Below are 24689 nucleotides of genomic sequence, written 5' to 3'. Positions count from 1 at the left end.
TCACCATCTATTACGCCTTTAAGCAATCCGAAACAAAAGGTAAGGGGGCAACGGGCACCGCCAGTACCGGCTGGGAAACGTTTCTGGCGGCTGTGATGGAGGCAGGTTTAGCAATCACGGGCACTTGGCCGATGCGCACCGAACTTGCCAACCGCATGCGCGGGATGGAGTCCAATGCGCTTGCAACAAGCATGGTGCTGGTATGCGAGCGCCGCGATCCCAGTGCAGCCATGCTCTCCCGCAACGAGTTCCGTCGCGAGCTGCGGCAGCGCTTGCCCCAGGTGATCAAGGAGCTGGAACACGCCAACATCGCGCCGGTGGACGTAGCCAAGGCTGCCATCGGCCCCGGCATGGCGATCTTCAGCCAGGCCAAGGCGGTGCTCAACACCGATGACTCCACGAAGAGCCTGCGAGATGCGCTGATCGAGATCAATGACGCCCTCGATGAGCACCTCTCAGAAGACGAAGGCGCCTTCGATGCTGACACCCGCTTCGCGTTGACGTTCTTCGAGAGCCACGGCTAAATAAAGAGTATCTGGTGGACACTCCTCGGTATATGGGTCGCTTTCCAGTTCGATCAACGTTGCTTTCCGCTGCCTTTGGCCTGGTCACGTGCTGTGGCTTCGCGTTGATGGTCGAAGCTCAGGCCGATCCACGCAGTACCTTCCCTGGTCGTCGTGTGGGAGGAGGAACCCGTGGTGAGTGCAGTGCTCGAACCCTCGTTCATCTGGTTCCTGAGACCAGTGTTTACGCCCCCGATGCTTCTGGTCTTGTGGGCCTTGTCCAGGGCCCTTCCGACAGTCCTGTGAGTTTGCAGGTCACCTTGAAGCCTGAGGATGGCTCTGCTGAAAGCACACGCACACTCGCTGCTGCACCGGCAAGCGTTGTGTTGTTTGATGTGAAAGCCAAGCGTCCTGCTGTCTGGGAGACGAGCTTCAACTGTGGGTCTGGAGATGGTGGAGACAGTGCCGACCCCATGGCATTCGTGCAATCCACATCACCTCCAGCACTGAGTTTGTTGGTGTCGGGTGCTGAGTCCAGCGATCAGTCGCTTCAGGCGCTTCTCAGTGCACTGCGTGCCAAGTGTGGTGCCAGCGTGTCCACTGCCGACACGATGGCGAAATTGGGTCTGTCTGAATTGGCCACAGCCGATTGGCCTAAGCAATTGCCTATTCGCTGCGAGTCTTGATTGTTGGCCCAACTTGTTTGAGCCATGTTCCGGGTATCCCCCGGTTTCAGGAAAGTTGTCACCCCTCTGATCTGAACACCCGGGGGCTTGAGGACATGACCAATGCGTCGTTACAGCGAGGCCGTTAAAGCTGATGTGAGGAGGCGAATGAGCCCGCCTCACATGCAGAGCGTGGCTCAGATTTCTGATGAGCTGGGCATCCACGTGATGACCCTCTACAACTGTAGGAAGACTTGGCGGCTGCAGGGAGAGGTGGTGCCGGCATCCGAGAAAGACCCTGATGGTTGGAGTGCATCCGACAAATTCACGGTGGTGCTCGAGACCGCTGGCCTGAACGCCACTGAGCTCAGCGCCTACTGCCGTGAGCGGGGGCTGTACCCAGAGCAGGTCGACCGTTGGCGCCAGGCCGCCCCTACCTGGCCTACGGCCAGCGTGCCGGAGGCACTTGATGCCAATGAAAAGCCAGTGCTCACCTTGTAGACGCAGTCCGGCGAGCTTGCCGAGCCGTAAGAGCAGAAAGAGCTGGAGAAGCTCCGTGCCCAGGACCAGAAGGAGATCAAGGCTCTCTAGCCGAAGGCTTCTCCGTAGGAGTAGAAGGAGCTGCAGCGCAAGGAGAAGGCCATGGCGGAGATGGCGGCCTTGCTGGTGCTGCGAAAAAAGTGGGAGGCCTTCTGCTCGGAGGACGCGGAAGGCTGACCAGCGCCGCTCACCGCCGCAAGGCGATCGAGCTGATCAGCGAGGCCCATACCGCTGGTGCAGGCCTGGTCAGCGCTTGCAGCGAGATCGGCATCTGCCTGCGCACCCTCAAGCGATGGCGCCAACGCCTTCTTGGTGATGGGGACGGTGGGGACCGCCGCAAGGCAGCCCCCGCCATAGTCCCCATCGCCTCACGGCCGAGGAGCGCCAGAGGATCCTGCTCACCTGCAATCAACCCCAGTACGCCGCTCTGCCACCGAGTCAGATCGTGCCTGATCTGGCTGACCAGGGGATTTTTATCGGTTCAGAGAGTAGCTTCTACCGGGTGCTCCACGAGCATGACCAGGTGCACCGTCGCGGTCGTGCAAGGCCACCGCAGGAGCCCAGACGGGTTCCACGGTTGCGGGCCACAGGCCCGAACCAGGTGTGGAGCTGGGACATCTCCGATTTGCCCACCACCGTGCGTGGGATCTGGCTCTATCTCTACCTGGTGATCGACATCTGGAGCCGCAAGGTGGTGGCCTGGGATGTTGCTGAGCGAGAAGATCCAGCCATTGCAGCCGATCTGGTCAGCCGGGCCTGCCTCCGCGAGCGGATCAGCAAGGGCCGGCAGCAGCCGCTGATCCTCCATGCCGATAACGGCAACGCCTAGCCGCAGGCTTCTCGAAGAATTGCGGGCAGCCACGCTGGAAAGCCGCTTGGAAGAACTGGGCGTCCTCAGATCCTTCTCTCGGCCCCGGGTCTCCAACGACACCCCGTACTCGGAATCCCTGTTCAGGACGGTGTAGACGAAGTCCCGCGGAGCGGACAGTATCGACCTGATTACCCCCGCAAACCATTTGCCACCAAAGAACAGGCGTGTCAGTGGGTCGCCGAGTTCGTCGACTGGTACAACCACCAACACCGCGTCACGATGGCCAGGCCGTGGAGATCAGCCGGCACCGCGGTGTGGTCTACGAACGAGCCCGCCACCGCCATCCAAGGCGATGGTCAAGGTCAACCAGGTGCTGGCGTCAACCGGAGGTCGTCTGGATCAATCAGCCGACGGATGAACTCAATGAACCAGGGCAGCTAGCCTTGATGCAGGCCGCCTGAACGGCAGCCCAGAAGTGACACCTTTCCTGAAAGTCACCGGCCTGACCCAGGGCGAGCAGGGCGCCGCCGAGTCCTTCAGCGTGGGGAGCCAGCATGCCGGCGGCCACAAAGCCTGCCGCTTCACTGCGGCGCCGGCTGAGCACGGTCACGTCCCTTCCGCGTCGAGCCAACTGGTGGGCGATCGACAGACCCATGAGTCCTCCGCCCAGGATCAGGACCGTTGGAGACGGAGGTTGACTGGCGAGGGTCATGGAAAGTCCCGGGCTATCTCTCTTCCATAGGATTGCTCCGCTCTGACGACCTTCACAGCGGATGGCGGCATCTGCAGCAACGGACCAGGCCTGGGAAGCCGTGATCGGCCTGGAGACCCACGTGCAGCTGGGCACCGAGAGCAAGATCTTCACCGGTGCCTCCACTCGAGCACCTTCTGATTCAGCACCGGCACGGTGCCGGGCAAGCCGCACACCACCGGGTCGATGTGGGCTGGAGCAGAGTGGTTCACCCAAGGCGATGGTGGAGGGAGGAGTGGGCATGATCAGTGACTCTGCGGCGATCACCGCCCTCGTTGAGGAGTTGCTCGCTTCGCATCCCACCGAGGTGGAAGCCTTCCGTTTTCATTCAAAGTATTGGGCAGGGTTTGATTTGGAGCTGTGAAAGTCAAGATGGGGTCTCATTGTTTTCTAGTTGCATGCAGCCGACGTTCATTCCAGTAGAGCAGCCTTTCGACCTTTTGATTCTCCTCATCTTGGGTCACTTTCTGGCTGACTTCCCCCTGCAGGGAGACAAGATGGCGGTCGAGAAATGTCCTGGCAAGGACGTCACCCTCGACTGGCGATGGTGGCTGTCTGCCCATGCCGGGACCCATGGACTCGTTGTTAGTGTGTTGACTGGGATCCCTTTGCTTGGCGTTGCGGAGATGATCTCCCACGGCCTTATTGATTTTGGGAAGTGTCGTCTCGGTTACAAACTGATTATTGATCAATCGTTGCACTGGGGTTGCAAGTTGATCTGGGTGGCCTGTGTGGTGGCCATTCGGTAAGAGACGCTTTGATCATTCTCAATCCCTTAGCATGGATGCGGTTTTAACGTCGAAGGTGGAATGTTGTTTGCGATTTTTTATCCAATCTAAAACGAATGCCTGGCTGTCAACCAGACATGGAGCTGCATCTGTGGAATAAAGTTTCATCTCAGCATGTGAAGCGTGAGTTTGATCATCGCTCTGTGGTTTGTGCGCAAAGGGCGCGTTTCTTTTCGCGTGCTACCAGGGCTGTCCGAGCATGATGTGTGCAGCCCAAAAGAATGGATGATCGAAGCGATCTTTGAGTTTGCGCTGTTGATTCGTGGTGAGATTTTCAATCAGAATTTCACCTTCTCGGTCGTATGCAGATTGCCCACGGAGTTCGATTTGATTGTTAGCAAATTCAGCTCTGACTTGCCGCATTGCTTCGCCTTTGGGGAAGCCACGTTCAAGCAAACGATAGAAACGAATGAAGTAAATGGAGGTTGCTATATCATCAACATACCAGAGTGAACCGATTGCTGATTTGGCACCTGATTGGAGGGCAAGTCCTGCTAGTCCAAGCTCACTATCATGATCACCCAGAGCAGTACGGCAAGCGCTAAGTGTAAAAAGTTCTATTGGATTCTCTTCACGAGCTAATCGCAACTGGCTGAACTCACTCAAGCTGATTGCGCCATCGCCCAGGTAGATTTTTGACTTTTTCGGTCCCCCTGGTAAGAATTCGGCATGGGTTGCAAGGTGCACAAAGTCAATATCTTGTTTTTTTGAAAGCGACCGCAACACGTCCTGAGTGAAATTTTCGTTGAGATAGATAGTTCCTGCTTTGATTCTGCCGATTTGGCTAATCTCGTGTGGGACCATTGGGAGTGGTGCTAATCCGTCAAATTGTGAGGCTCCAGCCAAAAGGCCCCGTTTCATAGCTGTCGACGCGCTTTGACCCTGTTTCATGAGGCTCAGTGATGGCGTTAAGGAATAGGAATATTGTGTGCCAAACCACTCTTTTCCATCATGTAAAGCAGCGAAAGGTACAGCTTGCAAGCCCGTATTTGCGCTGATCAATAACGTTGTGATCTTACGGTTTCGGATCTCATCGTGCAGGGGACCAATAAGAATGTCATAGAGCTGTCTGGAAGCTGAAGTCGCATTCGATGTCTTAAATCGGCGTAGCGAAGAAACGTCGGAATAAAACTGTCTTAAAAGACGACTGAATTCTTTGGGATTGATTTGGGTGCGCTGAGCAACGGAGTCACCACTAGGAGGTATTAGAATAATGTCCAGTAAACTTTTTTCTGAAGCAGAGGGATTAAGCGTATAGATAAGTTTGAGAACCGCGGGCTTGTAGCTCTCGATGGATTTGCTATCCTGAGTTTGACTTCGCGCAGGATTGATTACAGACAGAAGGACCATGCTGATCCCAATTAATTGGATCCCTAGGTACTGGAATTGCTGGATCAAAAGCTTTTTCATTATCTTGAAGTATTCATGATTTTCTGACCTGAAGTAAGCATTTGCTGTAATTCTTGAACTGATAAAGGTGCTTGTCGTTTAAGGCCAAGTTCTGAAGCAACAAAATTAGTGTTTCTTTTTTCACTCTTGTCGTGAGATTCTTGAATCTCTTTAGCACTTAACATGGTTGACGATCCTACGTTTGTGTTTGCCTTATCCCTTTGTTGCTGCTTGGCGGTTGAATCGTTAACTTCATCTTTTTCGTTGTCTCCATTGTCTTCAGGTATGCTGTTGCTGATGGTTGCAACCTCTTGAGCATTAAACTCAACATCCATAGTGCTAATGCTATCCGCTTGAAGTAGAATACTGTTCATTGCATTCAATTGAGATGAAGAGATTACAATGTTACCTTGAGCTAGGATGTTTGTATCCATGCCAGAAGTAATGTTGGTCTTCGAGATATTGACATTGCCCAACGCATCGATTGTTGTTGTGCGACCGGCATTGATGTTGGTTTCGTTAATGTTGACATCGTTGCTTCCTTTGATTAATGCATCATCACTGACGGTAATGTCTATATTTTGAATAAATTCGACTGAGGCATTTCCAAACCCCCCGGCACCTTGCGATTCACCGAACATCTTGATCGAGCCTTCAATCTCGTAGGAGGTATTTTCAGTTAATATTCCACCCGTTAAATTAGTACCGTTGCCGCCTGCTCCGAAGATATTGAGAACAGATGGGTTGCTTATGCTTCCAACTGCTATAGATGACGATTCACCAATATATATACCGAAATTATTTTCGCCTGATGCCTTGAAGCCACCTCGCCCAGACAGATTGAGGTCTTGATTGGTTGACACAATATCTGTGGCTTTGATGGATAAGCCATAGTTGTTATTTGTGCCACTGTAAGCTTTGCCTTCGATGCGATTATCAAATGAATTGTCTGTTGCAACTGTTGCTGCGGATGTCAAACGGGATTGATTGATTGATGTTCCACTGTTGTCGTTCCCTGCAATCGGTTTTCCAGCTTCTCCGCTGATGAAGAGTGCATCGTTTGAATTGATGGTGGAAGTGGAGATGTTGATCCCTTGAAGGAAGGAGGCTTTGCTAATTTTTTCAATATCTTCATTTGAATCTGGGTTTATAATTTCGCCTATTGATAGATTTCCGCCCGTCCCCATGATAGAGATGTTTCCACTTGATGATGCCAAAGAGTTGCCTTCGTTGTCTAAACTAGAAAGGGGTTTGTATGTAGAGATCAAAGAGCTGTTATTAATACCGACTCCTACATTGTTAGCCGTTTCTTGAAATGTGTCCTCCCCGTCTTTGTTGATGGCTCCTTCTTTTAAGGTACTCGTTCCACCGGATCCAGTGATCTCAATCGACTTTGCAATGATGGAGTTTCTAGTGGTTTCGTCTCCAATTTGTATCCCGATAGCCGCTTTGATATTGGTTCCTTTGCCTCCTGTTCCATCGAGCTTGATTGTTCCTTCTGTTTCAATGTCTGTCTCTAGAATCTCAAGACCTGTATTGAACTTTCCGCCTGTTCCGCCTGTTCCTGTCAAGGCCAGGCTGGATCCTCCATTAATGAATGTTTCTTTCAGGGTGATTCCTGTATTGGTATTGGAATCAATCTGATTGCTTGCTTCGCTTCCTGTGCCTTGCATCGATAATTTGTTGCTATCACTCAGTGCGATGTCATTGTTAGACAGATAAATACCATGGCCATCTTCAACCACGGTTCCCTCTCCCCCTTTGCCTAGTAATTTTATATCTCCTCCTATGCTTTTTAGTTTGGTATCTTTACTTAAGATTCCTGAAGCGAAGTTGACATTGTCTCCACTTCCTCCACTTCCATCCACGTTGATGTCCTTTGATGATGTGAACAATGCGTTGTTGAGTTCAACTCCTGTAATCAAATATCCTCCATTACCCCCTCTGCCGGTCAAATCGATAAGGCCAACTTTGTTTCCAATGATCGCCTCATCAATATAAATTCCTTGGTTATTGCCGGCCGCATCAGAATTATTATCACTTGTCCCTCCAGTCCCCTTGATTTGGATGTTTTTCCCTGCTCTCAACTCTGCAGACCCGAGAATAACACCTTTGGTTTCTGTTGCTTTAATCGTTGCGGTGCCGCCAATCCCGTTAATGGATAGGTTTTGACCAGCTGTAATTTTTGTTGGATATTGGATCTCTCCAAGGGGATCGTCGTCAATGAACTTCGAGGCGATCACGACGCCATTCGTTGCTTCCATTTCAGAAGATCCGATCCCTCCAGATCCTGTGATTTCAATATCCCCATCTGTCTCGATGGTGGCTCCTTCGAGATAAAGGCCGTTGCTAGCAAGCGATTTACCTGCCGTTGTTCCACCCGTCGCGTTCACTTTGATTAATCCTGTCGATAGCAGACTTGTTTGCTCAAGAAGTGAAATGCCATCAGCATTTATCGCTTGTTCTTTGATGTTTGTTGTTTTCCCTCCTTGGCCTTCTAGGGTCAAGCTATGACTGCCATTTAAGGTGGATTCTTCTATGATCAGACCATTGGCACCAAGTGACCCTGACCCTGATCCTCCCACTCCCAACAAATCAATATTTTTTGCATTTAATAATGTTCCACGTAAACCGATTCCCATCCCATCTTCAATCGGTGTTGACGCTGATCCTGCAACACCCTCGACTCGGATAGTGGAATCGCTAACCAGCTCTGAACCAAGGATGCCAACCCCATTAAGTAACAAATTTCCGCTGCCACCATGGCCAATCATCTCGATGGAACCGTCAAGTTCATTATCATATCTCTTTGAATCAATATATGACTCTATAAGTACAATGCCTGGCGTATGCTGATCAATTAACTCTCCAGTGTCATCAGCGGCGTCCGTCCATGTTGCGGAAGCTCCGAATCCTTTGAGGAAGACTGAGCTTGCTTCTAAATCAGTTCCTACCAGCAAAATCCCATTGCCTCGTTCAATGATGGCTGTCTCAACTTTACTTCCATCACCTGTTATGGAAACACCACCTTCGGTAAGAATTTTGCTATTGATAAGCGCTGCTCCAATCAATTCTTTTGCTTGATAACTAGGTCTGCCAGGTTGTCCTGAAATTAAAATATTAGCGTTGTTTGGATTGTTGACATCGCTTAAAGCAGAGGTCTGGTTAACTTTTAGAGTGCTGCTATCGATCCAGACACCTCTCATATCGCTCCAGACACCGCTCAGGAAAGTATCATCCTGCCCTTCTGGATCTGTGCTGCCGCCCCCAGTGCCTTCGATTATGATCCCTTCTTCTGCCTCTAAGTTCATCGCCCCGAGCCACGTACCTATGCCGTCATAGATATCTACACCCTGGCCACCGGCTCCTTTTATCGTTATTTGTTTTTCAGCCTTGAGGTCCGCTCCAAAAGTTACCACGCCAGAATTAGAATTGTCGCTGAATCCGCCAGTCCCGGAGATGTTGATGGAGCCCGCGCTATCTACATTCGCTGTTGAGTGAATGCCGTTACCCAGTGTTCCTTCTCCGCCTTTGCCGTCAATCGATATGTTGCCGCTAAGATACTTCTCTTCATTGGAAATGAAGATGTTGCTTTGATCGTCATTGCTCGAATTTGTATCGAGTCTTGTGCCATCATAAAGACGGACGCCATAATTGCTTAATGATGAGTCGAATAAAGGCGACGTTCCGCCCTCTCCTTTCACGTTGATACTTGATGCTCTCAGATTTGATCCAGCAATGATGACACCTGAGCTATCTGAGCTCTCCCATAGGGTGTTCCCTAAACCACCAACGCCGTCAATGTCGATCTGGCCCTTGCTTACGCTGAGGTCAGTATTGGAGATATTTATTCCAACCGTATTTGCGATGTATGATGATGAAGCATCAGTACTTTTTGCTTTTCCTTCAAGGATAATGCCGCTTTGTGTTGTGGCGGAGCTGTCGGTAATAGAGATGGTATTGTCTGCGTTGGTCGAGCCCTTTGCGTGAATATTGATGGATTCGCTTTCGATTCTGATTCCAGATATGTTTGCTGTGGTAACTGGCTCGGTGAAAGTTTTCAATTTCCCTTGTGCTGCTAGGTCGACTGAGCCGCCAACCTTTAATCTGCCTTGTAATTCATAGCTAGCTGATTCGATATTGATGCCTCCCACGCTGTGCAGTATCAGGTCAGCATCGATGTTTAGCAAGTCATCCACTTTGATACTGATATTTCCTCCCTCTGCTTGATTGTGGCTAAAGGCAGACTGTGCCAGATTAATGACTGCCGTCATGTTGATCAAGTCTGTTGGTGTGGACTTCTGATAATGAAAGATCTCTCCGCCAATCGAAAGATTCTCTGCTGTCGAGAGACCAAGTGTTCCCACGTTGGAGAACTGTGCAAGGCCTCCGATTTCAATTCCTCCAGGAGAGAGAATGATCAGGTCTGAGCTGCCCGCATAAAGTTCAAAAGGGGTATTGATGTAGGTTCCACTCGGATTAATGTTGCTCAGGATGACGCTCTTGAAGACGTTTGATGTGCTTCCGGGGATCAGGTTGTCAAGGCTGATTTTGTTAATGTCGCTGGTCGTTCTTAGCCTTGACAAGCGATGGAATAGATTGTTGCCCCTTGCTGTTCCTCCGCTGATGTGGCATTCACCACTGTTGCAAGAACCTCCAAGGGATTGGATTTGTCTGTTTCCGACTTTTGTGCCAAGGCTATGGTCGCCTGAAGCTGCCTGGATCCCTGAGTCGCTATTCATTTGGGCCTTTGCGGCAATGCCAGGGAGCACTGCAATGATCAGTGGCAGGAACCAACGCAATCCTTTCAGGGTTGTTGTGGTGCTGAGCCTTGCTGTCATTGGCTTGTAGGTGTGGTGTGTTGTTTCAGTGAGCGTTGGATATGTGTTGAGGCTTCAGAAGCTCAGTGTGGCCCTTGTGATCAGTCCCTTAGCCAAACTCCAGCTCTGCCAGGAACGTTCGATCAGAGGTTGTGAGCTCACATTGCCTGTCCATCCCACATCGAATGAGAGCTTTCTTGACGGATTCGTCAAGCTGAGCATTGTGCCAAAGCTGCTGATGGACCTGCTTTCACCTTCTTGGCTGCTGACGACTCCATATCCGTAAAAGGGTTTCAATGCAATGGGCCATTGGTTGATTGAGCCAAGGGGCACCAGCAGTTCAGTTGTTGCCTGGAGTCCATTCTCTCCGCTGAGGACTGTGCTTGGAAGTCCGATTAATCCACTATTAGCGCCAAGCTGAAACAGCATGGAGCTTACAAGTGGACCGAAGGCTTTCTGTCCAGCCAGGCTGAGCTTCAGCTGCATCCCATTTTTGAACAGAAAAACATTGTTGATAGCGGCGCCAACCGCGTTGGATTGCTCGGTGGTGATGCCAATGTCCTTGAGTGTTCTCAGTTGATCTTCCGGAGTGCTTCCTGCAACAGCTTGTACGGCGTATAACATTGCGCTGCTCACAGCACCTCGATTGATCTTGTTGGCTTCTAGTCCAAGCCTGATGTATCCAGACTGTGGTTTACGGATCAAATTGGGAACAACGGATGGAAGTTCCTTGTCATTGAGATAAAGGTTGGATCTCAAGAATGAGAATTGACCGAATATTGATACATCATGATCATAAGAATCGATTAGTTTTCTTTTGACAATTCCGGTAGCCTGAAATTGGTTTGTTCTGAAGTTTTTTGCGACACCCTCCAGTTCAATCGGTTTAAACCTGCCAAATCCAAGTGAAGCTGTAGCCTCTGTTTTGATACCCAGCGGTTTGGTGTAGCTGAGTGAGTAATTGATGGATCCAATCTCAGGGCCTCCGCTCCATGTCTGATCCGCATAAACCAGCCATCGGTCAGTAAATTCCAGCAATGATTCTCCAGTTGCGATGGCTTGATTTCTGTGCTCTCCAGCACTTATCTTTCCTTCGTTGTCGTAGGTCAACAGCGCATTGAATTGTGCCCCTTGTGGCTCAGTATTAACAATCAGGCTGCTTTGTGTTGCGTCACTTCCGATTCTTCCTAGTCGCCCACGAATGTCTTTGGTCCCCGGTTGTCGGCGTAGCAGTTGTAGTGCCCACAGCACCTCATTGGCATTGAGTACCTGAGTCTTCAGTCTTGATAGCTTCTCTTTGACTCTCCTATTTAATATTTCATTAGGCCCATTGACGCGTAATTCAGTGAGTCGACCCTCCGAAACATCGAGCGAAACGCCTGATTCACTCTCGGAGGTAAAAACTCTCGTATTGATGTATCCATTCTTTTGGTATTGCAGGGTGATACAGAGCGCTGCCCAGTCTTCAGGTGAAAGCGTGCTTGGAGCCTGTGTGCAAGTTTGAACAAATTTTCGAATGGTTCTGTCGCCGTAGATGGTATTCCCTTGAAGTTGGAATGTCTGTTTTCGATAGCGTTGAATTCTGCTTTGATTTGTTTTCCGTTCTTGGTCGGTCTCACTATCGATTGAATCTGCTGGTATCCCTTCCAAGGATTCATCCTCGGAGTTGGGTCGCTCTGGGGCCACTATGGGGATCTGCTGAGGGATGCGTGCAGGACCTGGTTGAAACTTCGGCTCCAATTGTGCTTGAGCCAATAACAGAGTGTCGATCACCATGTTCGGCTAACTCTATGTTCGGTAAATTTTTTTTCATTATACAATTTTTGTTAGTGTTTTCAAGATTGCCTGAGTTCCTCCGAGTGGTGGGCAGGCCCACTTCCCTGGTTTGAGTCCTATCTCAACCAGACGAACCATGCCCTAGGCAGATTCTGGCGCCTCCGCCCTAGCGTCACTACCCAATGGCAGCACGGCCGGGGAGTTGATCCCTGAGCTGGCACGCCATGGCCTGCAGCAGTTGATTGAGCTGGAGGTCGCCGCCGTGCTCAGTGTCGACCGCCACGAGCGCAGCGAGGAGCGCAGCGGCTACCGCAACGGCAGCCGGCCACGCCTGCTCACCACCCAGGTGGGCGACATTCCGCTGTCGCTCCCCGAACTCCGTTCGGGGAGCTTCTTCCCGATGATCCTCGAGTCCCGGCGGCGCATCGATCAGGCCCTGTATGCCGTGATCATCGAGGCCTGGGTCAAGGGCGTCTCCATCCGCAAGGTCGATGCCCTGGTGGCAGCGATCGGCTCGGAAAGACGTTGCAGGTCTGCTGCTGCGCTGTCGTCGTCGCCATGGGCGTCAATGCCGACGGCCGCCGCGAGCTGTTGGGCCTCAAGGTGGGTGACAGCGAAAGCGAGCCCTTCTGGCGGGAGTTCCTGGCCAGCCTCAAACAGCGCGGCCTCACTGGCGTGCAGCTGGTGGTCAGTGACGCCCATGTGGGCCTGACCAAGGCCGTGGGCCGCATGGTCCAAGGCTGCTGCTGGCAGCGCTGCCGGGTGCACTTTGCCCGCAACCTCCTGCAGACCGTCCCCAAGGCGCAGCAGGAGATGGTGGCCGTTGCCCTGTGCTCGGTGTTCAGCCAGCAGAGCAAGGAGGCGGTGCTTGAGCAATGGGAGCAGGTGAGCGCCATGCTCGCCGCCAAGTTACCCAGAGCCGCTGAGCTCTTGGCCTCAGCCCGCGAGGACGTGCTGGCCTTCCGCCACTTCCCAAACAGCCACTGGCGCAAGCTCTGGAGTACCAACCTGCTGGAGCGGGTGAACGAGGAACCCACCCGCCTGGTGGGTGCGGTGTTGCTGGAGCAAGACAGGCACTGGCCGCTGGAGGGCCGCCCCATGTTTTCGCTCGACTCGATGGCCGCCATCCCACCCAGCGCAGAGACCTTGCCGGAACCAGATCGGGAGAGGGCTGCCATGCCATAGCCCACAGCAACCACTCGGGCCCCAGCCATGGGCCGGCGCTGAATCCTGCGTCTCCACCAGATCGCTCTAGGACGAATCCCTTGGCAGGTCATTCCTCACCATGCATAGTGAATAAACGAGGCGACTCCTCACCTCGGGAATGACAGGCCGTCATTTCACCCTGTTCACTCTCTGATCAGGCTAGTCTGGCTTCAGGATTTACATGCAAAGGGACGCGGCCTGAATGAAGGGCTCCAAAGCCTTCAGCTTTCAAACCTCTGCCTCCGCCGAATTGCAATCATGCCTGCTCGAAAAGGGGTCAGTCATGCACTGTGATCCAGGCACCTTCTTGATCGAGGAAGGACGCGTGAGTGATCGTGTGATCGTTCTTCTCGAAGGTGAAGTCACCATCACGACCACTGATCATCAAGGCAACCAACAACGCCTTGCCGTTCTCCATGACGGAGCCATGGTTGGAGAAATGAGCTGGCTTGAAAAGCGGCCGGCTGTTGCCGATGTTGTCAGCTCCACACCATGCAAGGTTCTCGAACTTGATGTGGCTGTGCTCGATGAACTCAGCCAGAGCGAGCCGGTCATCGCTGCCGAGTGGCAACGGCTCGTCGCCAAGAAACTCGCCGCTCAGATTCAAAGTCAGAACGCCTGGATCCACCGCTACGAAGGTCCTGGAGAGGAGATTGAACCACTTCGGAAAGTTCTCGTTCTCTTTGCAGAACTCAATGAGCAGGATGTGGCTACGTTGGCCCGAATCGGCTCGCTACGACGCATCCAACCGGGCGACATTCTTCTTCAGCAAGGGCAGGACGTTCCCTCAATCTTTTTAATTCTGGCTGGAGAAGCCGAGATCTTTGTCGACATCGATGGCCTCAATAAACGGGTTGGCAGCTCCAGGCGAGGCGAGCTCCTTGGGGAGCTGACACTGCTCAACAGCGAGGCCCAGGGCGCCACCGCGACGGTTCAGAGCGCCGGCGGAATGGAACTTCTGGAATTGAACAAAACGGTTTTGAATCGGGCTCTGCAGGACAATCCGTCTCTCGCCGAACATTTCTTCCGCAGCCTGAGCTGCATGTTGTCGCAACGCAGCCGCGACCAATTGCTCGCTCGCCAACTGGCCTCACGCAGCCAAGGGGCTGAACGCGAGAGCGATGAGGGCGATGAGCTTGACCTGATGCAACTGGGAGGCATCAACCGTGCTGGGCAGCGGTTCAACAGCCTCTGCCAGAAATTCCAAAGCGGCGAAGGCATCCAGCCATGAACCTTTCAGCAGGGGAGCGTGTGGCATGGCCAGCTGAGGCCTTCTGCGCCAAACGGTCGGATCTTCTGGCGAGCATGGATGGTGTGGCCCTGTTTCGGATTCCAGCGGATCTTGCTCTGCCTGGGATACCAACCGAAACCGTGCAGCGGCTTGGACTGGCCCTGCTCGCCACAAAAGACAACAGGATTGATCAACAGCCGACCGCAGACACGAGCCAAGGGATGCTCTGGTTGCAACAGGAGCTTGAGCGCCAGGAGACCGACACCCTCAGCACTGACAACATCAACACACCCAACAGCCTGATCGAGTTGTTTGAGGCTGTGTACCAACGACGAATCCTGACCTCCAAAACCAGGGTCGACAGCCACACGCCTTTGAGTGCCGCCTCAGCAACAGATCTGTTTCTGTCACTCGAACAAATCCATCACCCCAACGAACACAGGGAAGACAAAAGCGACACCAATCAAGGGCTGCTGCGTTGCCTCGCCGCCATCCAAGGGATCAACGTGCGCTCAGTCGTGGATCTCAAGCATGCACCGAGCGATCCACGCCGACGACTGCAACTGTTGCTCGAGCACAACAGTCTGATTGGTCGAGACGTTCTCATCACCGAAGAGAATCTTCACCACGATTGCGGCGATCTGATCGCTTTCGCTGAAGACGACAGCAAAGCTCCGGCTTATCTGAAGTCAACCCCATCCGGGTATCAGATCTGGGAACCGTTGAGCATGAGACAACCGCGGTCGATCTGGGACTGCCTGGACCTGTTGAGTGAGCTCAGCCCAAGAATGGTGGCCGTCAGTCCAGCCTTGACCAAGGGTGACCTCAGCACCGTTGGGTTGCTGCAATTCGCCTTTGGCAAGCCCAACAATCTGAGCCGTTCCATCATCTCTGGTCTGCTGTTCGGACTGGCCGTCGGCTTCCTGCTGTCGATCGGACGAGACGTGGGGGCATCACGATGGATCTTCACACTCGGGGCCACCGGAACTCTTCTAGGGGCCTGCCTCGGGGTGGTCAGCGGGGGGTTTCGTAGTGGAATTGCCTTGATGGCTGTTGCCACCGGGCTGGCGATGCTGACGCCGGCATTCAATACGGTCATTACCAACAGCGCCCTGCCAGACAGGGATTTCGGCCTTCTTCTCCAGATCAGCCTCGTGTTGATCGCAGCCGGAATCACACGTGTGGCGCTGGAGTGGCTTCAAAGCCGCGACGTGCTGCTCACCCAGCACTCCGGTGCAGCAAAAACGCAACTTGCAGCCATGCACCGGTTGCTCAAGTTGCCCACGGAGTTCTTTCGTCTGCGAAGCATTGGCGACCTGCAATTGCGATTTGGCGCTTTTGATGAACTCAGACTCGAAATCCAAGCCTTGATGGAGGGCGGGTTGGTGCGCTTGGTCCTCACCAGCACCTATGTGCTGTTCATGCTGCGGATCAGCGTGAAACTCACTGTTCTGGCGATTGCGGTTGCCGTTCTGATCGTTGTGCCAACCACATTCCTTGCGTTGCAATCTCGCCCATTGCAACGCCATCAGGAAGTGGCAGAGGCTGAAGCCCAGAGTCGCAATCTTGAGCTGATCAATTCAGTCGGCAAATTAAGACTCGCGGGTGCCGAAGCACCCGCAGCTCGATGGTGGGCAGAACGCTATCAGCAAGTTGTCAACCTTGAAAACTCCCTGGACGTTAAAGAAGCCTCAGCAGCATTACTGCAAAATATCATGCCCAATCTGGGGACTTTGATGATTTACATCATGATCACCAGACTGTTGGCCGAGGCTGCATCATCAACCATGGTGAATGCACCCAACATCGGCCAACAACTCGGCTTCTTTGCTGCCTTCAACACGTTTATCGGCGGCATCGCCGGACTGGCAGGGGTGTTTGCAGGGGCATTTGACCTGCCTGTGATCTATGAACGCGCGCGGCCCCTGCTTGATACCGAAACGGAAGCACAGGACAACAACGAAGACATCGGCACATTGCAGGGCAATCTTCAGCTGGACCGCGTCAGTTACCGCTACGACAACGACCGTCCACTCGTCCTCGACAGCGTCAGTTTCGAGGCCAAAGCGGGAGAGTACGTCGCGATTGTTGGACCATCTGGATCGGGCAAATCCACTCTCGTTCGTCTTCTATTGGGATTCGCTTCACCGGAAGACGGAAGCATTTTCTACGACGGACGACCCCTTGCTGGCATGGACCTGAACAGTGTTCGGTACCAAATTGGCACGGTTCTGCAGAACAACTCTCTGTTAAGCGCGTCGATGATGGAAGCGATTGCCGGTGGTGCTGTGATCCAGGAAGACCAGGCTTGGCATGCAGCAGAGCTGGCAGGACTGGCGGATGACATCCGTGCCATGCCGATGGGCATGCAAACGGTGATTCCCGATGGAGGAGGAACACTCTCCGGTGGACAACGCCAGAGGGTTGCGATTGCCAGAGCCCTGGTGAGACAACCCCGCCTGCTGATCTTCGATGAGGCCACCAGCGCCCTCGACAACCACAGCCAAGCCGTGGTGACGCGAAGTCTTGATCAACTTTCCATCACCCGTGTGGTGATTGCCCACCGACTCAGTACCATTCGTCATGCCGATCGCATCATCGTGATGGACCAAGGGCAAGTGAAGGAGCAGGGAAATTACGACACCCTCATGGCCAATGACGGTCTGTTTCGTCGTCTCATGCAACGCCAAATCTAATGAGCCTTTTCCGGAAGGCCGCACTGGATTCCCTGTCCACGCCGGAACAACTCGATCAGCCGCTTCAGCTTCTGCGTCCCACCCAATGGGTGCTGCTGACATCGCTCACTTTGTTCAGTCTGACCATTCTCGCCTGGTCGATCTTCGGTCGGATTCCGGTGAGGATCAGCGGAAATGGGGTGTTGATCAAACCCAACAGTCTGACGGTGGTCCAAAGCGAAACCAGCGGACAGATCACTGAGTTATTGGTGAACGTTGGCGATTGCATTGATGCCAACAGCCTGATGGCACGAATAGATCCTGTCAGTCAGGAAATCGAAATGAACGCGGTCACAACACAGTTGGCTCAGATGCGCAGCCAGGACGAGGCACAGGACCTGCTGGCTCAACAACGGCTCAGCCAGTTACAAGCCGATATCGAACGGGTCAGCCATCTTGCACAGACCGGAGCGCTGTCAACGGACGAACTTAACCGCAGGCAGCGTGAACTCAGCCAATTGCGCTATGCCATGGAGTCCGAAAACAGTCGGCGTGAACAGCAGATCAAGGAACACCAAAACCGCATCCTGTCCCGGCAGGAAGAAATCGAACGGACAAGCCTGATCCGTGCACCGATCACAGGTTGCATCGTGGATCGAGGCGTGCATCAAGGAGAGGTGGTGCAGCCCGGTTCCACATTGTTCACCCTGCAACTTGAAGGGACGGGTGAAGATTTCGAAAGCCTCGTCTTTTTCGCCGCTCAAGACGGGAAACGCCTTGAGCAAGGACAGCGGGTTCGGGTCAGTCCAACCACCACAAAACAGCAGCGCCATGGCGGCATCGAAGGTGAAATCGTCACGGTTCGATTGCTGCCTGTACGGGATGAAGCCATCGTCAAACGCCTTGGTGTGCCGTCGTTGCTGGAGTCCGTGCGTGGTGCTAAGTCCGACCCACTGATCGAAGTGAGTACGACCCTGCAACGGGATCCCGCCACGCACAGCGGCTATGACTGGGGCGGCGGTGCAGGCCCAAAAATCACTCTGTCAGCAGGAACCACGACGACGGTGCGGGTGTTGGTGGAGGAGCGTAGGCCCATCAGCTATGTGATCCCAATCCTGCGTGACCTGACCGGAATTTACTGAGCACCATCGTCACCATGCTGATCCAATCGCTGCGACAGCTGATCGACGAATTGCAGGCGAAAATCCAGAGGCGCTGGGTGCAGACACCAACTCGGCTGCAGATGGAAAGCACCGAGTGTGGCGCTGCAGCACTGGGAATCATTCTTCAACACTATGGGCGATATGTTCCACTCACTCAATTGCGTGAACGCTGTGGTGTCTCAAGGGATGGAAGTGATGCTGCCAATCTCATCCTTGCCGCCAAAAGTTATGGACTGAATGGCCGAGGCTTTAAAAAGGGAATCAAGGCCCTGAAGAAGATCACTCCTCCGGCTATTTTATTTTGGGAATTCAATCATTTTCTCGTTTTTGAAGGATTCATTGGCGACAAAATCGCCTTGAACGACCCAGCACTGGGGCCTCGCAAAGTCAGCCACAGCGAATTTGAAACCAGCTACACCGGGATTGTTCTGACGCTGACGCCAAGCGAGGAGTTTGTCCGGGAAGGACAGGCGCCGTCGGTCTGGCCAATCGTCTGGCGACGGCTGTTCACAGAGCCCGGAGGTGCGCTGTTCATTCTGCTGAGCGGCTTGATGCTGATCTTGCCGCAGCTGGTGATGCCGATCTTTGCTCAGATCTACATCGATGAGGTGATCGGCAATGGCATGGAGAACTGGTTGAAACCGATGCTCTGGGCGATGGCTCTCACCATCAGCCTGCAAGCTCTGCTGCAATCTCTGCAACTGCTCGGCACACGCACGTTGGAACGCCGGCTCACCCGTCGGTTTGCCGTGAGCTTTGAACATCAGATGCTCGCTTTACCCGAGCGGTTTTACAGCCAGCGCTATGCCTCAGACATCGCCAGTCGGATGACGGCTAACGCGAGCATCGCTGAATTCATCGGCAGTCGCCTGATTCCGATGGCGACATCCATTGTGCTGCTGTTGTTTTACCTCATTCTCATGATGCTCTACAGCCACTGGCTGGGCCTGCTGGTGATCCTCACAATGGGATTCAATGCCGCCGTCGTCATCACGAGTCTGAGGATTCAAAAAGATGCCAATCTCACTCTTCAGAAAGACAGAGGGAAAGCAGGTGCGGTGACATTTGCGGCAATCAGCCACATTGAAACAGTGAAGGCAGCCGCACTGGAACAGGACGTCTTTCGACGCGTTGCGGGGTATCAAACCAGGCTTCTGAACACATTCCAAAGCCTGCAACTACGGAATGCTCGACTCCGCGTTATCCCCAATGCCCTTAACACGTTCAATGAAGTCGCCATCTTCATTGTGGGCTTCTTCCTGGTGATCCAGGGTGAACTCACCCTTGGCATGTTGCTTGCCGCGCAGACCATCGCCCTGTCACTGAAAACCCAGGTCGACAGCGTGATCAGCTTTGTTCAGCAACAACCGACGTTTGAAGCAGAGGTGCTGCGCCTCGAAGATGTGCTGGAACAAGAGCGCGACCCTCTGCTACTCAATGAGGAGTCAAGAGCTCCAATCACTTCCAACCGTCGTCTCAGCGGGAAGATTGTCCTGAAGAACGTCAGCTTTGGCTTTGTCGCCATCAAGGATCCACTCATCAAGAAGTTCAACCTCACCATCCACCCAGGTCAACGTATCGCCTTGGTCGGCCGAAGTGGCAGCGGCAGAAGCACCTTGGCCAAGCTCATTGCCGGTCTTCACCAACCCACTGACGGGGCCATTTTGTTCGATGGATCCACCCTGTTGGACATACCCCGGGCGGTCAGCACCACTTCACTGGCGATGGTTCAGGAGGACATTCAGATCTACGGCTGTTCTGTCCGCGACAACCTCGCCCTTTGGAACCCATCCATCAGCACCTCCGATCTTCAACGCGCCTGCAGAGATGCCGAGATTCACGATGTGATTCAAGGTCTGCCGGAAGGCATGGAATTCGTCTTGAGTGAAGGTGGCAACAATCTCTCCGGCGGACAACGTCAGCGGCTTGAACTGGCCCGCGCTCTTGCACGAGATCCGAGCATCCTGGTGATGGATGAGGCCACCTCAGCACTCGATGCCGAAACGGAACGCAAGGTGATTGAGAACCTGAGTCATCGCGGGTGCACCCAGGTGATCGTGGCGCACCGACTCAGCACCATCCGCGATGCCGACCTGATTCTGGTGATGGATCAGGGGAAGGTTGTTCAACAAGGACGTCACGACAGCATGATTGCTGATCCGGATAGTCCTTACGCTCAACTGCTTCAAGAGGTCGCTTAGGTTCTTTTGAGACAGAGATCACGGTTCTCGATCTCAAGCCAGAATTGCAACAGCGGGATCGCAGGGTGAGTCGAGGAAGACATCAAACCGCCTGGAGATATCACATCGGCGTGCAAGGCCCGAGGAGCTTCTGACGTCTCCCAACCTGGATCACCCAGAATAAGGCTTTCATTCAGGTACCATTCAGGCCGAGTTAATGGCGATGGCGCCCATTATCGAAGCGTGTTTGTTGACTTGTGAGTGTCTTGAAAGACATCACAAGCCCCTACGAACCATCACTGCCTTTGCCGCCACCATTCACGCTTGCCAAGTTTTCTGGTGTCGTTTCAATATCACAGCCATTGTCGCCCTTGTCACGCTCACCACGCCATCTGCCACAGGGCCATTCCTTTCACATCACCTTGCGGTGCAACAGTCGTCAGTTTTTGATTGCCAAGGGATTGCGGCGGGATGTGCTGTTAGCCGTGCTCGCCAAGGCGCAAGCCAATCAGCTGCACTTGTTAATCAGACCTGACGATGCATCAAGGCTACCAAAACTGATGCACTGGTTTGGCTGGTACTCAGCCATGGCTTTGACTCGATTGTCTGGACGTTGCGGGCACTTCTGGGAAGCCAGGTACGACGCCTGCCCGGTGTCAACTACGTAGGCGGCCGCCTATCTAATCGTCGCCGAACAGACGCCACTGCGATTGCACCGATTGATCACGACTGCTCAACACCTTGCGTTATATCCACGACAACCCTAAAGCAGCTGGAAAAGGAAAGGGGTTTTACGACCCTTATTCCAACTACGGGTTACGAAAGGTTGGCGTGTGATGGCATCAGCGAATGGCACCCCAGCTTTCTACAACTGGCATCAACCCTGACAGGGTGTTCCAGGCGTTATGAGCAGTTTGCCAGCGGTATCGCCATCACGCCAAGGGAGCAGCCAAGTGACACTGGGGCCCAAGGATGCTGAAGCGATTGGTTCAGCGCAGTAGGAGCAACAGAAGTAAGAGACAGCGTGTCTCGCCTGGGCAACAGCAATCGCCTTTTGCCATTGATGTGCGGCTCAATCAAATCCCAGCGGAGTGGCATCAAATTGCGGTGACAGTCTGGCGAGCCAACGGCATCCTTGATCGCGATATAGAGCGAATTGACTTGTTAATGTGTTGAGGGATTAAGGTTTGAAGTAAAGTGGAAGCAAGGAATATTGATAGTGGTTTTGGTACGCCCTGGTTTTTACGGTGAAGCGCTCAATGCCTTGCTGGACCAACATCCAGTATGAGTTGTTGGCGAAGGCGTACGATGATGCTAGGCATCGGATGCTGCTCTGCTGGATTATGGGTGCGACTGAAGAAATAAAAAGCCCCTTGCAATCGCAGGGGCTTTGAATGATGGGCTAAGATCAATTTACACTCACCAGCAGGAGAATCCGGCCCCACTGACATTTGCCATCTCAGCTGGCGTCATTTCAATATCAATTTCCTCAGGATCCATCGAGAAAACAGGATCTATTGTTTTCATAGCTTCTACGACGTCCTCGATACTTGCATCTAGTTTAAGCCCCTTTTCTTTTGCAAAAGCGACAATCACGTTGGCACCGCGCTCAGGTTCTTCCAGGTAGGCACTGAGAATCTCATGCCTCAGGCCAGCATTGTCATCAGTCAGAAGCTGGATTTTGACTGCATCAAACTGTTCTTGCATTTTTTCAGACAAGAAATGATCAATTATATCCTAGCCAATCAGCAGCAGTTGTCAACACCGTTGCCCTGGAAACCGAAACACCGCTGAAGGCCAAAGCCACCGAGGAGCCTGTCGCGCATAGACCCAGCAGGCGCTCTCCATAGACGCCCATAAATCTGCCCAGATCCCAGTAACCGCAATGGATCTGGGTAATAGACTGGGGCATGCAGAAGCGCAGGGCCTTTCGACCCTTGCAGCCGGAACAGATCACCCTGCTGCCGCCGTCGCCTCGTGAGTGGCTCTCTGAGGACCATCAGGTGTATTTCCTGCTGGATTTGCTGGATGAGCAAGGAGTTTGTCGTCCGCAGCACCCAGCAGTGTCAGCGCCACTCGGGCAGCTCAGCTGGAGTGCCGGTGGCTTGCTTCTTGAGCGACGTCGAGGTGGTGTGATGCGGCGGGAGGGTGAGTCCGGAGCCTCAGTCCATCTTCCCGTCGCTGCCATCAGCACCTGCTGTTGTGATCAAGAAGCGCGCCAAAGGCGACTTCCGCGGCCTGCTGCTCTCCAACCAAACCCACCGCTCCGCAAGCGACGACGAGGCCCGGTTGTTCAAGAAAGCCCCGGGCGTCGGCGCTTTCCTGAGCTTCATGGGCCATTGCGTCATGGAGAACCGCAACGGCCTGGTGGTCGCCAGTGAAGTCAGCCAGGCCACAGGCAGAGCGGAGCGTGAGGCAGCGCTGCGCATGGCCCGTTCGCTCCGTGGTGCGCACCAGAAAACCTTGGGTGCCGACAAGGGTTACGACACCAGGGAGTTCGTGGCCGATCTGCGCATCAACGGCATCACTCCGCACGTTGCCCAGAACATCACTCGCAGCGGTGGATCGGCGATCGATGGCCGCACGTCCCGCCACCAGGGGTACGCCCAATCGATCAACTCCCGCAAGCGAATCGAGCAGGTGTTTGGCTGGATCAAACAGTCAGCAGGGTTGAGGCAACTCAAAGCTCGCGGCCGATCAAAGGTGGGAGCGGTGTTCCGGTTGCATGTCGTGGCCTACAACCTGATCCGCATCAGCAATCTGCTCAGAACCCAGGCGGTGATGGCATGAGGGTGGCAACAGGAGACAAAAGGCACCGTCCACCAGTCTCCGAACCCTGTCTGAGGTGGATGGCTTTTATTGGACAGTTCTGGCCCCTGACATCGTTAACTCCGGGCGGGAGGAACAGGGTTCAGTTTCAGTGTAGACCTCTTGGGGAGTTTTGCCTCCCAGAGAGCTGTGTGGCCTTACATGGCAGTACCTCCAAAGGAAGCGGGCCAGGTTGACTTCAGCCTCCCAGCCATCGTTGTAGGCATGCAGATACACCTCCTCATATTTGAGGGTTCGCCACAATCTCTCCACCAGGATGTTGTCGTAGCAGCGCTTTCTACCTGACCAGCTGATCTTGATTGTCTCTTCCCGCAGCCTGGCCACGAAGTCAGAAGAGGTGAACTGGCATCCCTGATCAGCGTGGAAGATCTCCGGCTTACGGCCACCACTGAGGGCCATCTCCAATGCTTGCAGACAGAATTCCGTGTCAAGGCTGTTTGACAGCTTCCAGCTGAGAACATTTCTGGAGAACAGATCCACGATTGCCACCAGGTAGAGGAATCCCTTCTGCAGCGGGATGAAGGTAATATCGGTCGCCCAGATCTGGTCCGCTGCCCTGACTTGCTTGAGGTCCACCAGGCAGGGAAATCGCTCGGATGGCTCGCCTGGCACGGTGGTGCGGGGTTGTTGGTCAATCGCCTGTCAAACCTTGGCGGCGCATGAGCTTTCGCACCCGATCGCGGCTGATCGGGATGCCTTCTCTGGCCAGGTACTCGACCATCCGACGGCTACCGCTGCACGGATCGTCCAGATCAAGAGCATCGATCCTGGCCATGATCCGCAGCGTCGATTCCCGCACCGGTGTCGGCCGGTAGTCATGCGTCGATCGGGGTAGGCCCAGCAGTGCACATTGGCGGCTGATGCTGAGCTCAGGGTGGCCTGGATCGACCAGCTTTCGCAGTTCACGGGCATCAGAGCAGCTGAGATTTTTTTTGGAGCCACTCCAGTTCCATCTGGAGCTTGCCGATCTGCTGGAACAGCTCAGCTTCTTTGGCCTGGCCCTCCTCCTTGTCCTTGCTCTTCTTGCCTCGCGTCAACAGCTCACTGGCGCCATCCAGCAGCTGCTTCTTCCACTGGCTTACCTGGATGGAGTGGATCGCGTGATCAGCAGCGATCTCCTGGATTGTCTTGCGGCCACTGATCGCCTCCATGGCGACTCTGGCCTTGAATTCGGGACTGTGGGTGCGTCGCTTGCTCATGAGTGGGAGCCCCATTTCAGGGGCGATACCCCACCTCAGAGGTTAACGATGGGACCTGTCCAGAAAAACCAGACCAGCTCAGTCTTGATGGCTCTCCAAGCAACGGGTCAGCCCATTGCTGGCGGTCAACCTGATTGGCGCGGAGCCAACAACGGTCACGATG

The 24689-nt window shown here is 53.7% G+C and carries 17 protein-coding genes and 5 pseudogenes; 13 read left to right on the top strand and 9 right to left on the bottom strand.

Going from position 1 to position 24689, the window contains the following annotated elements; genetic code table 11:
* Nucleotides 1-131 precede the first annotated feature (131 nt).
* From SynA1544_RS14570 to SynA1544_RS14880, 3 genes are all read left to right on the top strand, one after another.
* Nucleotides 132-524 carry a hypothetical protein gene (locus tag SynA1544_RS14570; RefSeq protein WP_222930146.1) on the top strand — a complete coding sequence of 131 codons (393 nt, stop codon included), beginning with the start codon at nucleotides 132-134 and terminating at the stop codon, nucleotides 522-524.
* A 107-nt stretch (nucleotides 525-631) separates the two neighbouring features.
* Complete coding sequence (locus SynA1544_RS10880; protein ID WP_186513594.1) at nucleotides 632-1189, top strand: hypothetical protein; 558 nt, start codon at nucleotides 632-634, stop codon at nucleotides 1187-1189.
* A 171-nt stretch (nucleotides 1190-1360) separates the two neighbouring features.
* Nucleotides 1361-1669, top strand: coding sequence for a hypothetical protein (locus SynA1544_RS14880; protein WP_255477602.1), 309 nt, complete (start codon nucleotides 1361-1363; stop codon nucleotides 1667-1669).
* 86 nt (nucleotides 1670-1755) lie between these two features.
* On the opposite strand, the gene SynA1544_RS14875 is transcribed toward SynA1544_RS14880, so the two are convergent.
* Nucleotides 1756-2010, bottom strand: coding sequence for a hypothetical protein (locus SynA1544_RS14875; RefSeq protein WP_255477599.1), 255 nt, complete (start codon nucleotides 2008-2010; stop codon nucleotides 1756-1758).
* A gap of 143 nt (nucleotides 2011-2153) precedes the next feature.
* Between SynA1544_RS14875 and SynA1544_RS14870 the strand changes: the two genes are divergently transcribed.
* The gene (locus tag SynA1544_RS14870) at nucleotides 2154-2537 is read left to right on the top strand and encodes a DDE-type integrase/transposase/recombinase (protein ID WP_255477598.1); all 384 of its coding nucleotides are present in this window, start codon (nucleotides 2154-2156) and stop codon (nucleotides 2535-2537) included.
* A gap of 481 nt (nucleotides 2538-3018) precedes the next feature.
* Here the strand turns inward: SynA1544_RS14870 and SynA1544_RS10870 are convergent.
* Nucleotides 3019-3231: pseudogene (locus SynA1544_RS10870) on the bottom strand (FAD-dependent oxidoreductase); the annotation flags it as partial.
* Between the two features lie 61 nt (nucleotides 3232-3292).
* Here SynA1544_RS10870 and SynA1544_RS15090 point away from each other — a divergent pair.
* Both SynA1544_RS15090 and SynA1544_RS10860 read left to right on the top strand, forming a co-directional pair.
* A pseudogene (locus tag SynA1544_RS15090) lies at nucleotides 3293-3412 on the top strand (hypothetical protein); the annotation flags it as partial.
* Nucleotides 3413-3668: 256 nt separating this feature from the next.
* Nucleotides 3669-4019, top strand: a complete 351-nt coding sequence (locus tag SynA1544_RS10860; protein WP_186513593.1) for a DUF3307 domain-containing protein — start codon at nucleotides 3669-3671, stop codon at nucleotides 4017-4019.
* Nucleotides 4020-4238: 219 nt separating this feature from the next.
* Here SynA1544_RS10860 and SynA1544_RS10855 read toward each other — a convergent pair whose 3' ends face one another.
* The 3 genes from SynA1544_RS10855 to SynA1544_RS10845 all read right to left on the bottom strand — a co-directional run bounded on the left by SynA1544_RS10855 (nucleotide 4239) and on the right by SynA1544_RS10845 (nucleotide 12043).
* On the bottom strand, nucleotides 4239-5468 hold the full coding sequence (locus SynA1544_RS10855; RefSeq protein WP_186513592.1) for a CHAT domain-containing protein: 1230 nt from the start codon (nucleotides 5466-5468) through the stop codon (nucleotides 4239-4241).
* Complete coding sequence (locus SynA1544_RS10850; protein WP_186513591.1) at nucleotides 5468-10249, bottom strand: hypothetical protein; 4782 nt, start codon at nucleotides 10247-10249, stop codon at nucleotides 5468-5470. Before SynA1544_RS10850 ends, SynA1544_RS10855 begins: the two co-directional genes overlap by 1 nt.
* Nucleotides 10250-10342: 93 nt before the next feature.
* The gene (locus SynA1544_RS10845; protein WP_186513590.1) at nucleotides 10343-12043 is read right to left on the bottom strand and encodes a ShlB/FhaC/HecB family hemolysin secretion/activation protein; all 1701 of its coding nucleotides are present in this window, start codon (nucleotides 12041-12043) and stop codon (nucleotides 10343-10345) included.
* Between the two features lie 202 nt (nucleotides 12044-12245).
* On the opposite strand from SynA1544_RS10845, the pseudogene SynA1544_RS15085 reads away from it, so the two are divergent.
* The 6 genes and pseudogenes from SynA1544_RS15085 to SynA1544_RS10815 all read left to right on the top strand — a co-directional run bounded on the left by SynA1544_RS15085 (nucleotide 12246) and on the right by SynA1544_RS10815 (nucleotide 21674).
* A pseudogene (locus SynA1544_RS15085) lies at nucleotides 12246-13228 on the top strand (transposase).
* A gap of 304 nt (nucleotides 13229-13532) precedes the next feature.
* Complete coding sequence (locus tag SynA1544_RS10835; RefSeq protein ID WP_186513588.1) at nucleotides 13533-14480, top strand: cyclic nucleotide-binding domain-containing protein; 948 nt, start codon at nucleotides 13533-13535, stop codon at nucleotides 14478-14480.
* The gene (locus SynA1544_RS10830) at nucleotides 14477-17176 is read left to right on the top strand and encodes an ATP-binding cassette domain-containing protein (RefSeq protein WP_186513579.1); all 2700 of its coding nucleotides are present in this window, start codon (nucleotides 14477-14479) and stop codon (nucleotides 17174-17176) included. The genes SynA1544_RS10835 and SynA1544_RS10830 overlap by 4 nt, the downstream gene beginning before the upstream one ends.
* Nucleotides 17176-18297: an HlyD family efflux transporter periplasmic adaptor subunit gene (locus SynA1544_RS10825; RefSeq protein ID WP_186513577.1), complete on the top strand. Its 1122-nt coding sequence runs from the start codon at nucleotides 17176-17178 to the stop codon at nucleotides 18295-18297. Before SynA1544_RS10830 ends, SynA1544_RS10825 begins: the two co-directional genes overlap by 1 nt.
* A gap of 14 nt (nucleotides 18298-18311) precedes the next feature.
* Entirely contained in the window at nucleotides 18312-20519 is a 2208-nt protein-coding gene (locus SynA1544_RS10820; RefSeq protein ID WP_186513567.1) for an NHLP family bacteriocin export ABC transporter peptidase/permease/ATPase subunit, read from the top strand.
* 350 nt (nucleotides 20520-20869) lie between these two features.
* Nucleotides 20870-21674, top strand: a pseudogene (locus SynA1544_RS10815) (transposase).
* A gap of 243 nt (nucleotides 21675-21917) precedes the next feature.
* Here the strand turns inward: SynA1544_RS10815 and SynA1544_RS10810 are convergent.
* A complete protein-coding gene (locus SynA1544_RS10810; protein WP_186513566.1) occupies nucleotides 21918-22217 on the bottom strand; it encodes a hypothetical protein in 300 nt (99 codons plus the stop codon).
* A gap of 489 nt (nucleotides 22218-22706) precedes the next feature.
* On the opposite strand from SynA1544_RS10810, the pseudogene SynA1544_RS10805 reads away from it, so the two are divergent.
* Nucleotides 22707-23288: pseudogene (locus tag SynA1544_RS10805) on the top strand (transposase); the annotation flags it as partial.
* Nucleotides 23289-23354: 66 nt separating this feature from the next.
* On the opposite strand, the gene SynA1544_RS14860 reads toward SynA1544_RS10805, so the two are convergent.
* The 3 genes from SynA1544_RS14860 to SynA1544_RS14850 all read right to left on the bottom strand — a co-directional run bounded on the left by SynA1544_RS14860 (nucleotide 23355) and on the right by SynA1544_RS14850 (nucleotide 24541).
* Nucleotides 23355-23939 (bottom strand): IS3 family transposase, encoded by a 585-nt coding sequence (locus SynA1544_RS14860; protein ID WP_255477556.1) that lies wholly within the window; start codon nucleotides 23937-23939, stop codon nucleotides 23355-23357.
* Between the two features lie 19 nt (nucleotides 23940-23958).
* Nucleotides 23959-24126, bottom strand: a complete 168-nt coding sequence (locus SynA1544_RS14855; RefSeq protein ID WP_255477522.1) for an IS3 family transposase — start codon at nucleotides 24124-24126, stop codon at nucleotides 23959-23961.
* 112 nt (nucleotides 24127-24238) lie between these two features.
* On the bottom strand, nucleotides 24239-24541 hold the full coding sequence (locus SynA1544_RS14850; RefSeq protein ID WP_255477523.1) for a transposase: 303 nt from the start codon (nucleotides 24539-24541) through the stop codon (nucleotides 24239-24241).
* Nucleotides 24542-24689: the final 148 nt, after the last annotated feature.

This window comes from Synechococcus sp. A15-44, from assembly GCF_014280115.1.
GTDB lineage: Bacteria > Cyanobacteriota > Cyanobacteriia > PCC-6307 > Cyanobiaceae > Parasynechococcus.
The sequence above is the reverse complement of the archived record's forward strand: the minus strand, read 5'-3'. Positions and strand labels throughout refer to the sequence as shown.